At 47.2% G+C, this 12,593-nt stretch carries 13 protein-coding genes; 11 read left to right on the forward strand and 2 right to left on the reverse strand.

Annotation, left to right across the window (positions count from 1 at the left end):
• Positions 1 to 36: 36 nt before the first annotated feature.
• Positions 37 to 975 carry a LysR family transcriptional regulator gene (locus ACBP46_RS12110; RefSeq protein ID WP_371016975.1) on the reverse strand — a complete coding sequence of 313 codons (939 nt, stop codon included), beginning with the start codon at positions 973 to 975 and terminating at the stop codon, positions 37 to 39.
• 171 nt (positions 976 to 1,146) lie between these two features.
• Here ACBP46_RS12110 and ACBP46_RS12115 point away from each other — a divergent pair, with 171 nt between their 5' ends.
• The 11 genes from ACBP46_RS12115 (at position 1,147) to ACBP46_RS12165 (ending at position 11,545) form a co-directional block, all read left to right on the forward strand.
• The gene (locus ACBP46_RS12115; protein ID WP_371016976.1) at positions 1,147 to 2,247 is read left to right on the forward strand and encodes a 4-oxalomesaconate tautomerase; all 1,101 of its coding nucleotides are present in this window, start codon (positions 1,147 to 1,149) and stop codon (positions 2,245 to 2,247) included.
• A 211-nt stretch (positions 2,248 to 2,458) separates the two neighbouring features.
• Positions 2,459 to 3,490 (forward strand): amidohydrolase family protein, encoded by a 1,032-nt coding sequence (locus tag ACBP46_RS12120; protein WP_371016977.1) that lies wholly within the window; start codon positions 2,459 to 2,461, stop codon positions 3,488 to 3,490.
• Between the two features lie 2 nt (positions 3,491 to 3,492).
• Positions 3,493 to 4,185 carry a 4-carboxy-4-hydroxy-2-oxoadipate aldolase/oxaloacetate decarboxylase gene (gene ligK / locus ACBP46_RS12125; RefSeq protein ID WP_371016978.1) on the forward strand — a complete coding sequence of 231 codons (693 nt, stop codon included), beginning with the start codon at positions 3,493 to 3,495 and terminating at the stop codon, positions 4,183 to 4,185.
• 24 nt (positions 4,186 to 4,209) lie between these two features.
• Positions 4,210 to 5,133 carry an amidohydrolase family protein gene (locus ACBP46_RS12130; RefSeq protein ID WP_371016979.1) on the forward strand — a complete coding sequence of 308 codons (924 nt, stop codon included), beginning with the start codon at positions 4,210 to 4,212 and terminating at the stop codon, positions 5,131 to 5,133.
• An 11-nt stretch (positions 5,134 to 5,144) separates the two neighbouring features.
• Positions 5,145 to 5,543: a protocatechuate 4,5-dioxygenase subunit alpha gene (gene ligA, locus ACBP46_RS12135; RefSeq protein WP_371016980.1), complete on the forward strand. Its 399-nt coding sequence runs from the start codon at positions 5,145 to 5,147 to the stop codon at positions 5,541 to 5,543.
• 10 nt (positions 5,544 to 5,553) lie between these two features.
• Positions 5,554 to 6,396, forward strand: coding sequence for a class III extradiol dioxygenase subunit beta (locus ACBP46_RS12140; RefSeq protein WP_371016981.1), 843 nt, complete (start codon positions 5,554 to 5,556; stop codon positions 6,394 to 6,396).
• 46 nt (positions 6,397 to 6,442) lie between these two features.
• The gene (locus tag ACBP46_RS12145; RefSeq protein ID WP_371016982.1) at positions 6,443 to 7,393 is read left to right on the forward strand and encodes a Gfo/Idh/MocA family oxidoreductase; all 951 of its coding nucleotides are present in this window, start codon (positions 6,443 to 6,445) and stop codon (positions 7,391 to 7,393) included.
• Between the two features lie 60 nt (positions 7,394 to 7,453).
• A complete protein-coding gene (locus ACBP46_RS12150; protein ID WP_371016983.1) occupies positions 7,454 to 8,437 on the forward strand; it encodes an aldo/keto reductase in 984 nt (327 codons plus the stop codon).
• A 143-nt stretch (positions 8,438 to 8,580) separates the two neighbouring features.
• Positions 8,581 to 9,621 carry a TRAP transporter substrate-binding protein gene (locus tag ACBP46_RS12155; RefSeq protein ID WP_371016984.1) on the forward strand — a complete coding sequence of 347 codons (1,041 nt, stop codon included), beginning with the start codon at positions 8,581 to 8,583 and terminating at the stop codon, positions 9,619 to 9,621.
• Between the two features lie 68 nt (positions 9,622 to 9,689).
• Entirely contained in the window at positions 9,690 to 10,220 is a 531-nt protein-coding gene (locus tag ACBP46_RS12160; RefSeq protein WP_371016985.1) for a TRAP transporter small permease, read from the forward strand.
• Positions 10,217 to 11,545 carry a TRAP transporter large permease gene (locus tag ACBP46_RS12165; RefSeq protein ID WP_371016986.1) on the forward strand — a complete coding sequence of 443 codons (1,329 nt, stop codon included), beginning with the start codon at positions 10,217 to 10,219 and terminating at the stop codon, positions 11,543 to 11,545. Before ACBP46_RS12160 ends, ACBP46_RS12165 begins: the two co-directional genes overlap by 4 nt.
• Positions 11,546 to 12,090: 545 nt before the next feature.
• On the opposite strand, the gene ACBP46_RS12170 is transcribed toward ACBP46_RS12165, so the two are convergent.
• Positions 12,091 to 12,234, reverse strand: coding sequence for a hypothetical protein (locus tag ACBP46_RS12170; RefSeq protein ID WP_371016987.1), 144 nt, complete (start codon positions 12,232 to 12,234; stop codon positions 12,091 to 12,093).
• Positions 12,235 to 12,593: the final 359 nt, after the last annotated feature.

Raw genomic sequence — 12,593 nt, forward strand, 5'->3', positions numbered from 1 at the left:
GCCCCGTTGGGCATGACGCTGCGGTGAACCGACTGGTTAAGGGTCTTCTGTACCTACCACGCTGGTGGGGTAGTTTTTAGAAAAGTGTTTGTCGCAGAGCTCAATCAGTACATCGATGAGTTTGCGTTGAAGTTTGGTTTGTAGACGCTTTGATGAATATGCCAAGTACAGTCGGTTCACTAAGCACGGGTTTTCAATGGGGACGGCTCGTAGCAAACTGCTATCGGGAATGAAGTCCAATACCGAACGCGACAAGATAGCCGCCCCCATTCCCACAGCTAAAAGCTGAGTAATTACCCCCACGCTATTAATTTCCAGCTCGATCTTGGGTTTTAAGTCCAATTTGAGCATTTCTTGTTCAAGCAGAGAACGAAAGGTGTTGGAGTCACTGGGCATAATCAGTGGAATATCAACCAGCTCTCGTAAAGAGATAGAGCTACGACCTTGGATATAAGGGCTGTGCTTATCACAAATCAAATACAAGGCCTCTTTGGCTAATAGGCGAGTTTCTAGGTTTTCAGTTGAGGTCGGGTTGTAAAGCAAACCAATGTTTAAACGACCCAAATGCAGACCTTCTTCGATATTAGACGTGAGCGCTTCGGTTAGGGTAAGACGTGCATCGGGAAAGTCGCGCTTAAATGCCCGCACTAAATCTAACGAAATGGTACGCGCTACCGTTGGTGGTAAACCTAAATTAATATGCCCTGTTAGTTTGCCTTCGGACAGGCTTAGGTCCTCTTGGGCTTGTTCGAGTTGCTGCAAGATAATGCGACTGTGGGCTAATAAGGTGCGTCCAGCGTCGGTTAACACTACGCCTCGACCATGCCGAATGAGCAGGTTTTGATGTAATTCTGTTTCCAGCTTGCGAATCTGACGACTTAGTACAGGCTGGGCGACATGGGTAACCTCGGCGGCTCGAGTGTAGCTACCTAACTCTGCGACTTGAGTAAAGTATTTCAGCTGTTTGAGATCCATGGTGTAGTCCTGTAATGGCTTTAAGCCGTTATGCTGATTTGACATAGCTAATAGATAGATTTGATGCTTTTATCTTTTGGATGGCTTACTACAATAGTTAGATAAACAATAAGTTAGACTGGAAGACAAAAGTGTGGCGTGTCTTTGGGTCAGCAATTGACGGAGTAATATATGGCTAGTCAAACAGGCATTCCTTGTATTTTAATGCGCGGCGGCACATCCAAAGGGCCATTCTTTTATGCAAAAGACTTACCCGCAGACCCTCACACTCGTGATCAAGTGCTGCTTTCTATTTTGGGGTCGCCCCATCGACGTCAAATTGATGGCATAGGTGGTGCCCATGCATTGACTAGTAAAGTAGGCATTGTCGATATTTGTGAAACGGGCGAAGCCGACCTTACTTTTTTGTTTGCGCAGCTACAACCGGAAAAAGACACCGTTGATACCACGCCAAACTGTGGCAATATGCTTGCGGCGGTGGTGCCTTTTGCCTTGGAAAAAGGCCTAATTACTCCCCAAGCAGATACTACCACAGTCAAAGTCTTAACTCTAAATACCAATATGGTAAGCGAGATCGAGGTGCAAACTCCCAACGGTGAAATCACCTACGAGGGCGATGCTACCATTAATGGTGCTCCAGGCAGCAGTGCTCCTATTACCATTAATTTTCTAGACGTGGCTGGCTCGGTATGTGGTTCGTTGCTGCCCACAGGCAATGTGGTGGACGAATTCACCATTGACGGGTTTGGCACACTACAGGCGACGTGTATTGATAACGGTATGCCTATGATTTTAGTGCGCGCCGAAGACGTACAGCGCACAGCTTATGAGTCTGTAGACCAGCTCAACCAAGACGACGAGCTTAAAGATTTAATTGAAAAACTGCGTCTAGCAGCCTCAAGGAAAATGGGCTTAGGCGATGTTAGTGCTAAAAATTTTCCCAAAATGTGTTTGCTGAACCGACCTTTGCATGGCGGGGCCATTCATACGCGCTGCTACATTCCACACGTGTGCCACGAATCCATTGGGGTACTGGCTGCGGTTACAGTAGCTACAGCGTGTGTTTTGCCGGGTACCGTGGCAGATGGTCTGACGCAAAAAGGTTCTGGTTTAAAGCAAACCCTTTCCATTGAACACCCCAGCGGTGAATTTTCTGTTGCTTTAGAACTCAACCCTGAAAACCCCACAGAGGTTGTTAAATCCGCCTTATTGCGTACTGCTCGTGCGCTAATGGCGGGCGAGGCTTATGTGCCAAAATCTGTTTTTAAATAAGATTACACACCATACATTTAGGCCCCAGTAGCTCGTTGCAGTTACTGGGGCATTATACAGTGTCAAGATATCAGGGACCCTGATGTTTTCGGGGTTTGTATGCCATTTTGACATAGCTCATATATAGCAAATCGACTGTTTTAAACAAAAAGCGATAGCGATAATAGTTGAAATGCGTCAATGTCATTACAGTTACTACAAGGGAATAGACATGAGTTTAATTATCGATTGTCACGGCCATTACACCACAGCTCCCCAAGCTCTAGAAGACTGGCGAAACAAGCAAATTGCGGCCTTTGACGGCAAAGGCCCTAAGCCCAGCGCTTCGGATTTGACCATCAGTGACGATGAAATTCGTGAGTCTATAGAAAACAATCAATTGCGCTTGATGAACGAGCGCGGCATTGATCTCACCTTATTCTCACCCCGAGCCAGTTTTATGGCACATCACATTGGTGATTTTGAAGTTTCGGCTGCTTGGACAGCAATTTGTAATGAGATGTGCTATCGCGTTTCTCAGTTGTTCCCCGACCGATTTGTGCCAGTAGCCATGCTACCTCAATCACCCGGTGTAGCCATTGAAACATGTATTCCCGAGCTAGAGCGTTGCGTTAATGAGTTTGGCAACGTCGGTGTAAACCTAAACCCCGATCCTTCTGGTGGTCATTGGACATCTCCTCCTTTGACTGACCGCTACTGGTATCCGCTCTACGAAAAACTGGTCGAGTACGATTTACCAGCGATGGTACACGTTAGCACTAGCTGCAAAGAGTGCTTCCACACCACGGGCGATCATTACCTAAATGCGGATACCACCGCTTTTATGCAGTTGCTAAAAGGTGATTTGTTTAAAGATTTCCCAGAGCTGCGTTTGATTGTGCCACACGGTGGTGGTGCTGCGCCGTACCATTGGGGACGCTTCCGCGGTTTGGCGATGATGTTGAAAAAACCCGAGCTAGAGCAGCATTTATTAAACAATATCTTCTTTGACACATGTGTGTATCATCAGCCTGGTATTGATTTGCTGTTAGATGTGATTCCGCACGACAACGTGTTGTTTGCGTCAGAGATGATCGGTGCAGTACGTACCATCGATCCTACCACTGGATTTTACTTTGACGACACCAAGCGTTATATCGAAGCCAGTGCTTTGTCGGCACAGCAACGCCATAACGTCTACGAAGGCAATGCCCGTCGCGTATTCCCTCGTTTAGATCAGCAACTCAAACAACAAGGACGCTAAGCATGACGCAGTTAAATGAACTAGGTATAGTAAAACAATCTATTGAGCGGGCCGATGCCGAAGCCGTCGCCCGATTGTCTAAATTTGGTGTAGCAACCATTCACGAGGCCATGGGTCGCGTGGGGCTAATGAAACCCTATATGCGTCCTATTTACTCAGGTGCTAAAATTTGTGGCACTGCCGTTACGGTCTTATTGCAACCCGGCGATAATTGGATGATGCACGTAGTGGCCGAGCAGTTGCAGCCCGGCGATGTGGTTATTGCGGCTTGCACTAGCGAGTGTACCGATGGATTCTTTGGCGATCTCTTAGCCACTTCATTTATGGCACGTGGCGCTAAAGGTCTTATTATTGATGGCGGTGTGCGCGATGTGGAAGACCTAGAAAAAATGGGCTTTCCCGTCTTTAGTAAAGCCATTTCAGCTAAAGGTACCATCAAGGCCACATTGGGCTCAGTGAATATTCCTGTGGTGTGTGCTGGTGCAGCCGTTAACCCCGGTGATGTGGTTATTGCCGACGCAGATGGCGTTGTGGTGGTGCCCAAAGCTATTGCTGCGTTAGTGGCTGATGCTGCCCAAAAGCGTGAAGACAACGAAGGCGAAAAACGTCAAAAACTGGCCGATGGCGTGTTAGGGCTAGACATGTACAACATGCGCGAGCCACTAGCTAAAGCTGGCTTGAAATACATCGACTAAAATAAAAAAGCAGATAGGTGCAACATGGAATTTGAAGTAACTCCAGGCTGGTTGGCGTTTTACCCTAATCCTAGCAAACCAAAATTTGTCATGCCAGCCGGTGCAGTGGATGCTCACTGTCATGTGTTTGGCCCAGGAGCGCAGTTTCCTTATGCGCCCGAACGTAAATACACCCCATGTGATGCCAGCAAAGAGCAATTATTTGCTTTGCGCGATCACTTGGGTTTTAGTCGAAATGTCATAGTACAAGCGACTTGTCACGGTAAAGATAACCGCGCATTGGTTGATGCGTTGTTGTCTGCTGATGGCAAAGCGCGCGGAGTGGTCACGTTGTCCTCTGAGGTGACCGAGGCCGAGCTACAGCAGTTACACGAGGCCGGCGTGCGTGGCGTGCGGTTTAACTTTGTAAAACGCTTGGTCGATTTCACTCCCAAAGAGGAATTGCTAAAGGTTGCACAGAAAATTGCACCTTTAGGGTGGCATGTGGTGGTGTACTTTGAAGCACAAGACTTGCCTGAACTCTGGGACTTCTTTACCGAGCTCCCTACTACCGTGGTGGTGGATCACATGGGGCGTCCCGATGTGTCCAAACCTGTAGACGGTGAAGAGTTCAATTTGTTTGTGCGCTTAATGCAAGAACACCCCAACATCTGGTCAAAGCTTTCATGCCCCGAGCGTTTAAGCAAAACAGGGCCAGCGGCATTAAATGGCGAGCAACATGCGTACCAAGACGTCGTGCCGTTTGCACGTCGTCTGATGCAAGAATTCCCGGATCGTGTGCTGTTTGGCACCGATTGGCCGCATCCTAACCTCAAAGACCATATGCCTGATGATGGACTATTGGTTGATTATGTAGTTCAGATCGCGCCCACTACAGACGAGCAGCAGGCATTGCTGGTGGATAACCCCATGCGTTTGTATTGGCCCGAAGAGCTACGTTCAGAATAAAGGAGAGCATAGTGGCACTGGATAAACCCTATAAAGACATTCCAGGAACGATTATTTTTGATGCCGAGCAATCGCGTAAAGGCTATCACTTAAATCAGTTCTGCATGTCCTTGATGAAAGCGGAAAACCGCGAACGCTTTAAAGCGGATGAAGTGGCCTACTTAAACGAGTGGCCTATGACCCCTGAACAAAAACAGGCGGTATTAGATCGTGACCTAAACCGTTGCATGGAATTAGGTGGCAATATTTACTTTTTGGCCAAAATCGGTGCAACCGATGGCAAGTCGTTCCAGCAAATGGCTGGCAGCATGACCGGTATGACCGAAGAAGCCTACCGCGACATGATGGTTAACGGTGGCCGTTCACCAAAAGGTAATCGCTATTTACACGAACAAAGTGACGACAAATAAGGGCTGAGTCATGGCAAAAATTAAACATTCTGTTTATACCTCCCATGTTCCTGCGATTGGGGCCGCACTTGATTTAGGCAAAGACCAAGAGCCGTATTGGAAAAAGGTTTTTGATGGTTACGAGTTTTCCAAACAATGGGAAAAAGACAATAAGCCGGATGTCATCATTTTGGTTTATAACGACCATGCTAATAACTTTAGCCTAGACTTAATTCCTACCTTTGCATTGGGTACGGGTGCATCGTTTGAAACTAGCGACGAAGGCTGGGGTAAACGCCCAGTGCCGGATGTAGAAGGTCATCCCGAGCTAGCTGCTCATATTGCACACTCTGTTATTCAAGACGGGTTTGACTTAACACTGTGCAACAAAATGGAAGTGGACCACGGTTTAACTGTTCCGCTTTCCCTTATGTTTGGTCAGCCCGAGCAGTGGCCATGTCCTGTGATTCCTCTGCATGTTAACGTAGTGCAATACCCTGTGCCTTCTGGTCAGCGTTGTTTGGATTTAGGTCGCGCTATTCGCCGTGCGGTAGAGTCGTTTGATCAAGATCTAAACGTACAAATTTGGGGTACCGGTGGCATGAGTCATCAGCTCCAAGGTCCTCGCGCTGGTTTAATCAACGCCGAGTGGGATAACCAGTTTTTAGACCGATTAGTCGAAGAACCCGACGAGTTAGCTCAGGTATCTCACGTCGAGTACGTGCGCGAAGCCGGTTCCGAGGGCATCGAGCTAGTAATGTGGCTGATTGCACGTGGTGCTATGGATGCAGATGTAGATGTGTTGCATCGCTTCTATCATGTGCCTGCTTCAAATACGGCTGTCGGACACTTGATTTTAGAGAACAAAGACTAAGGCCGTAGGCCATGTTTTTCTAATTTCGGATTGAAAGAGAACACCTATGAAAAAAGTTAAAATTGCTCTAGTCGGTGCTGGTGCTTTCGGTATTAAACACTTAGATGGTTTGGCGCGTATCCCCGAAGCTGAGGTCACCTATGTGGTTTCTAGCTCAAAGGAAAAAGCCCAAGAGGTCGCCGATAAATACGGCGTACCTAATGCCTCTGGCAACCTCGAAGACGCTTTGAACAGCCCCGATGTGGACGCTGTTATTTTGTGTACACCAACGCAAATGCACGCTTCGCAAACCTTGGCTTGTTTAAAAGCGGGCAAGCACGTGCAGGTTGAAATTCCTTTAGCAGACAATTTAGCTGACGCCGAAGAGGTGGTGGCTTTGCAAAAGGAAACGGGCTTGGTCGCCATGGTAGGCCATACACGTCGCTTTAACCCCAGTCACCAGTGGGTTCACAACAAAATTAAAGCAGGCGATCTTGCTATCCAACAAATGGATGTGCAAACGTATTTCTTCCGTCGTACCAATACCAATGCACTAGGCAAGCCGCGCTCTTGGACTGACCATTTGTTGTGGCACCATGCTGCACACACCGTGGATTTGTTCCAGTACCAAACAGGCTCTAAGGTTGTAAAAGCCAACGCAATCCAAGGGCCTATTCACCCCGAGCTAGGCATTGCAATGGATATGTCCATTCAGTTGCTAACAGAAAGCGGTGCAGTATGTACCTTGTCGCTATCGTTTAATAATGACGGGCCATTTGGGACTTTCTTCCGCTATATTTGTGATAATGGTACGTATTTAGCGCGTTACGATGACTTATTCACTGGCAAAGACGAAGCCATTGATGTGTCTAAAGTAGACGTTTCTATGGACGGTATCGAGCTACAAGACCGTGAGTTCATCGCTGCCATCGTAGAAGGGCGCGAGCCTAACTCTAGTGTGGCCTCTGTGTTTGAGTGCTACCGCACTTTGCACGAGCTAGAGCAGCAATTAGTGTAAATTCCATTATTCCCCTAGCTCTTACCCGAGCTAGGGGAAAGCTGTTAACGGAGTCAATCAATGACCAGAACCATTGCAAATGAATCGGTTTTTCCTATTGGTTTAGGCTGTATGAACCTAAGCCACGCCTATGGCGAGCCTTTGTCTCAGGACGATGGTATTCGTTTGCTTCAAGCAGCCCTAGAGCTTGGGGTTAATCATTTTGATACGGCAACGTTATATGGTTTTGGCAAAAACGAAACCTTAGTGGGTTCAGTACTTAAACCCCATCGCCAACAGATTTTTTTAGCCAGTAAATGCGGCATGGCTGGGGTAGATGGTAAACGGGTCATAGACGGCCGCCCTGAAACGATCAAAGCCCAGTGCGACGCTTCATTACAGCGCTTGCAAACGGATGTGATCGACTTGTATTATTTACACCGTTGGGATAAATCGGTACCTATCGAGGACAGTGTTGGTGCATTGTCTGATTTAGTCGCGGCGGGAAAAATCCGTTTTATTGGCCTTTCGGAAGTCTCTGGGGCTACAATTCGCAAGGCCCATCAGGTTCACCCTATTACAGCTGTACAAAATGAGTATTCCTTGTGGTCACGCAATGCCGAGTACGGTGCTTTAGCGGCTTGTGAAGACATTGGTGCTAATCTAGTGGCTTTTAGTCCGTTAGCGCGAGGTTTTTTAACTGGCAAATTGCGTCATCTTGACGCTTTGGTTAAAAATGACATCCGACTAAATATGCCACGTTTTCAAGAGCCTAACTTTAGCCATAACTTGAAAGCGTTGCAGGAATTTGAGGCTTTGGCGCTTCAGGCCGGTTGCACACCTGCCCAACTAGCCTTAGCTTGGTTGCTTGCCCAGAGCCCGAACGTAATCCCTATCCCGGGTACCCGTTCTATAGAGCACTTAACTGAAAATATTCAGGCTGCACACGTGCAACTTAGCAGTGCAGTGGTGGCTCAAGCCGGAAAACTGATCAACCAGCACACTATTGCGGGTAATCGTTATCCCGAGGCAACCCTGAAAGAGATCGATACTGAGGAAATCTAATCGATAAATAGTGGTTTATATGTATCAAAATATGAGCAATGTATGTACTTATACACAAGCTCAACTGTTGCCTTATCACTCTTTTTGACCCTTTCATTAACCTTAGGTATTTAGTTATAAAAATACTTTTGGAGACTAAAGTTATGCGAGTTAAACCTATTTTATCTGCTGCGTTTGTAGCCGCAGCAGCATTGTCCGCACTAAGCGTTCAAGCTGAAACCATCACGCTGAAAGTAGCTCACTTTTTGCCTCCTAGCGCGCCAGGCCACACCAAGTTTATTGCGCCGTGGTGTGAAAAAATCGAGCAAGAATCCAAAGGTGAACTTAAATGCCAGATATACCCAGCTATGCAGCTAGGTGGCACACCGCCTCAGCTTTTTAATCAAGCGCGTGATGGCGTTGCTGATATCGTCTGGACTTTGCCTGGTTACACAGCAGGTCGTTTTCCTGTGACAGAAATTTTTGAGTTGCCATTTATGACCACAACTCATTCTCCTTCATCAATGGCGATGTGGGATTTTGTCAGTGAAAACGCCATGGACGAATACAAAGGTGTAAAATTAATCGGTGCATGGGTAAACGGTGCAAACCAGTTACATATGCGCGACAAACCCATCCGCACACTAGAGGACTTAAAAGGTCTTAAAGTACGTGCTCCTTCTCGTCTTGGTAACCGTCTTTTAGCTACGCTAGGTGCTACTCCGGTAGGGATGCCTGTACCTCAAATGGCAGAAAGTCTATCCAAGGGCGTGATTGATGGGGCTTTAGTTCCTTGGGAAGTTCTACCAGCCACCAAAGCGCATGAGCTAACCAAGTATCACACGGACACCGAACCTGGTCGTGCTATGACTACGGCTACTATGGTGTACGTAATGAACGAAAAACGTTACAACAGCTTGCCAGATCACCTGAAAAAAGTGATTGATGACAATAGTGGCCGTGACGTATCGGGCTGGATTGCTTCACAATACCAAGCCGCGGATGCTGCCGGTCGCGAAGCCGCTGAAAGCCGTGGTAACGAAGTGATAATTCTGTCTGCTGATGAAACCGCAAAATGGGAAGCTGCCTCTGAGTCCGTCGTGGCTGAGTGGGTAAAAGATATAACTAGCAAAGGAAAAGACGGTCAGAAGATGGTTGATGAAGCGCGTGCTTTAGTTAAGAAATACACTGAAGCTGCGAATTAATTCCTTTAACCCTGTATCGCATTGGATCTTGGGCGTGGTTGCCCAAGGTCTGCGTGACTAGCATTATTATGTCGACTTCAGAAACCCACACCGCTCCAGGTCCAGTTGGAGCCTTTATAGATCGCCTTTGTATTGTTCTGGCTTACATCGGAGGTGCTCTTTTTATTACCGAAGCCGTTATGTCGGTAATTAGTGTAATTGGGCGTACTTTTTTTTCTATGCCCATCCCTGGTGATTACGAGCTGATTCAAGTGCTCTCTGCAGTAGGTATTACCTTGTGTATGCCTTATTGCCAGTTACGCCATGGTCATGTTTTTGTCGACTTTTTTACCCTTTGGGCACCTCAGTCTTTAAAACGTTATTTAGATTCTTTTGCGTGCTTGCTTTTGGCTTTATGTGCTTTTTTATTAGCATGGCGCAGTTGGGAAGGCATGGTCGATATGCGTGAGTACCAGGAAAGCTCAATGGTGCTTGGCTTGCCTATTTGGTGGGGCTATTTACCTATTGTTCCTTCGTTTATTATTTTTGGCATTGCAGCTCTTTACACCATGACATTTGGTTGGCAAAAGAACGCCTCTGATGAAGAGGTGTTGGTATGACAGGCACTACCATCGGGCTCATTATCACAGGGCTCTTACTCTTTCTTTTAGTTATTCGCGTACATATTGGCGTTGCCATGTTCTTGGCTGGTGCTATCGGTTACGCATGGGTCAGCGGTATAGACCCTCTTATGGCGCATTTAAAACACGCGGTCTACGGACGGTTTTCAGTGTATGACCTGTCAGTGGTGCCCTTGTTCTTATTGATGGGGCAGTTCGCTACCCAAGGCGGTTTATCGCGCGCCTTGTTTAATGCCGCCAATTCATTTATTGGACATTGGCGTGGTGGCATGGCGATGGCCGGTATTGCCTCGTGTGCAGGTTTTGGTGCAATTAGCGGTTCTTCTCTTGCTACTGCAGCAACCATGTCGCATGTGGTCTTGCCCGAGCTACGACGCCACAACTACGCGCCCAGCTTAGCTGGTGCTTCTTTGGCTGTAGGTGGCACCCTAGGCATGTTAATTCCACCGTCTGTGCCACTGGTTATTTATGCCATTTTGGCTCAACAAAACATTGCCAAACTGTTTATGGCGGCATTTTTGCCTGGCGTTATTGCAGTGATTGGCTATATTGTGGTGGTGGGTTTGGTGTGTTGGATACGCCCCGACTTAGCCGGCCCACGCGTAGAGCGCCATACATGGGGCCGTCGTTTAAAAACCTTAGCCTCTACATGGCCCGTACTGCTTATTTTTGGTGTGGTGATTTTCGGTATTTACGCCGGCTTGTTCACCCCTACCGAAGCCGCAGCAGTAGGTGCGGTAGCCACAGGTGTAACCGCATGGCGTTCTGGTGGCCTAAGCAATGGTGGCTTACAGCGCAGTATTTTAGGTACAGCGATTGGTACTGGCATGATGTTTTTGATCCTCGTCGGTGCCGACATGCTCAATGCGTTTTTAGCTGTCAGCCAAATTCCAGCAAATTTTGTGATTTGGGTCGAATCCTTAGGTCTAAGCCCGCTTAGCGTTCTGTTCGCTATTATCATTGTTTATATCTTGTTGGGTTGTGTCATGGACAGTTTGTCTATGATTCTGCTCACTATCCCAATTTTCTTGCCTTTGATTTTGGGCATGGATTTCTGGGGCTTAGGTATGGATGAGAAAGCCATTTGGTTTGGTGTATTGGCTTTAGTAGTGATGGAGATTGGCTTAATTACACCGCCTGTGGGAATGAACGTCTTTATTATTCATAATATTGCACGTGATATTTCAGCAGGTACGATTTTCCGTGGTGTGGTTCCCTTTTTGACATGGGATATTCTACGTATCGTATTGCTGGTTTTATTCCCAAGCTTATCTTTGGTTCTTGTACGTACATTCGGAGGCTAATAGCCGAGTCTGTTTGTCATAGACCTTTAAAACCCCTCTGTGTTTTGCATGAGGGGTTTTTTATTATGGGATAAATATATTCTTTTTGCCGCGCTTTCATAACCAGCCGTTCGCTAGGCAGTGCTCGCTCGTTGCACTCGCTCCGCGCTGAACCGCTCACAGCTGCTTATGACACGCGTCTAAGAGAGGGGGGGGTTAACATAAAGCCATCGTCTTAATCCGTCATAACTGATTTCAGCACAGCTCAGACTAACGATCGAACGGTTCAGCGCGGAGCGAACGCCAGTGAGCGAGCACTGCCTAGTGAGAGCGTTATGCTGAGCTGGGATGCGGGAGCAAATGGTTAATGCCGTTAGGTCGTGGCATTATGATGCAGCAATAAAAGATTAATAACGGCCAGACAATGATTGCTTGGTATTCTGCAATACTAAGGGAGTTAAATATATTCTTTTTGCCGCGCTTTCATAACCAGCCGTTCGCTAGGCAGTGCTCGCTCGTTGCACTCGCTCCGCGCTGAATCGCTCACAGCTGCTTATGACGCGCGTCTAAGAGAGAGGGTGGTTTAACCTAAAGCCTAATTTTTGATGGTCGTATCCAGTTATTTTTACATCATCCATCTTTAAAATCACCAATCCTAAAGCAGTCATCTCTAAAGCAACTAAATCTAAAATGACTAAATCTAAAGCCATCGTCTTAATCCGCCATAACTGATTTCAGCACAGCTCAGACTAACGATCGAACGGTTCAGCGCGGAGCGAACGCTAGTGAGCGAGCACTGCCTAGTGAGAGCGTTATGCTGAGCTGGGATGCGGGAGCAAATGGTTAATGCCGTTAAATCGTGACATTATGATGCAGCAATAAATGATTAATAACGGTCAGACAATGATTGCTTGGTATTCTGCAATACTAAGGGAGTTAAACATATTCTTTTTGCCGCGCTTTCATAACCAGCCGTTCGCTAGGCAGTGCTCGCTCGTTGCACTCGCTCCGCGCTGAACCGCTCACAGCTGCTTATGACACGCGTCTAAGAGAGTGTGTGGTTTAACCT

This window comes from Paenalcaligenes hominis (assembly GCF_041359055.1).
GTDB classification, from domain to species: domain Bacteria; phylum Pseudomonadota; class Gammaproteobacteria; order Burkholderiales; family Burkholderiaceae_B; genus Paenalcaligenes; species Paenalcaligenes hominis_A.

What these genes read in the sequence shown, in the direction of transcription:
- ACBP46_RS12110 (WP_371016975.1), bottom strand. Translation starts at nt 975, where the DNA reads ATGGATCTCAAACAGCTGAAATACTTTACTCAAGTCGCAGAGTTAGGT.
- ACBP46_RS12115 (WP_371016976.1), top strand. Translation starts at nt 1,147, where the DNA reads ATGGCTAGTCAAACAGGCATTCCTTGTATTTTAATGCGCGGCGGCACA.
- ACBP46_RS12120 (WP_371016977.1), top strand. Translation starts at nt 2,459, where the DNA reads ATGAGTTTAATTATCGATTGTCACGGCCATTACACCACAGCTCCCCAA.
- ligK (WP_371016978.1), top strand. Translation starts at nt 3,493, where the DNA reads ATGACGCAGTTAAATGAACTAGGTATAGTAAAACAATCTATTGAGCGG.
- ACBP46_RS12130 (WP_371016979.1), top strand. Translation starts at nt 4,210, where the DNA reads ATGGAATTTGAAGTAACTCCAGGCTGGTTGGCGTTTTACCCTAATCCT.
- ACBP46_RS12140 (WP_371016981.1), top strand. Translation starts at nt 5,554, where the DNA reads ATGGCAAAAATTAAACATTCTGTTTATACCTCCCATGTTCCTGCGATT.
- ACBP46_RS12145 (WP_371016982.1), top strand. Translation starts at nt 6,443, where the DNA reads ATGAAAAAAGTTAAAATTGCTCTAGTCGGTGCTGGTGCTTTCGGTATT.
- ACBP46_RS12150 (WP_371016983.1), top strand. Translation starts at nt 7,454, where the DNA reads ATGACCAGAACCATTGCAAATGAATCGGTTTTTCCTATTGGTTTAGGC.
- ACBP46_RS12155 (WP_371016984.1), top strand. Translation starts at nt 8,581, where the DNA reads ATGCGAGTTAAACCTATTTTATCTGCTGCGTTTGTAGCCGCAGCAGCA.
- ACBP46_RS12160 (WP_371016985.1), top strand. Translation starts at nt 9,690, where the DNA reads ATGTCGACTTCAGAAACCCACACCGCTCCAGGTCCAGTTGGAGCCTTT.
- ACBP46_RS12165 (WP_371016986.1), top strand. Translation starts at nt 10,217, where the DNA reads ATGACAGGCACTACCATCGGGCTCATTATCACAGGGCTCTTACTCTTT.
- ACBP46_RS12170 (WP_371016987.1), bottom strand. Translation starts at nt 12,234, where the DNA reads ATGGCTTTAGATTTAGTCATTTTAGATTTAGTTGCTTTAGAGATGACT.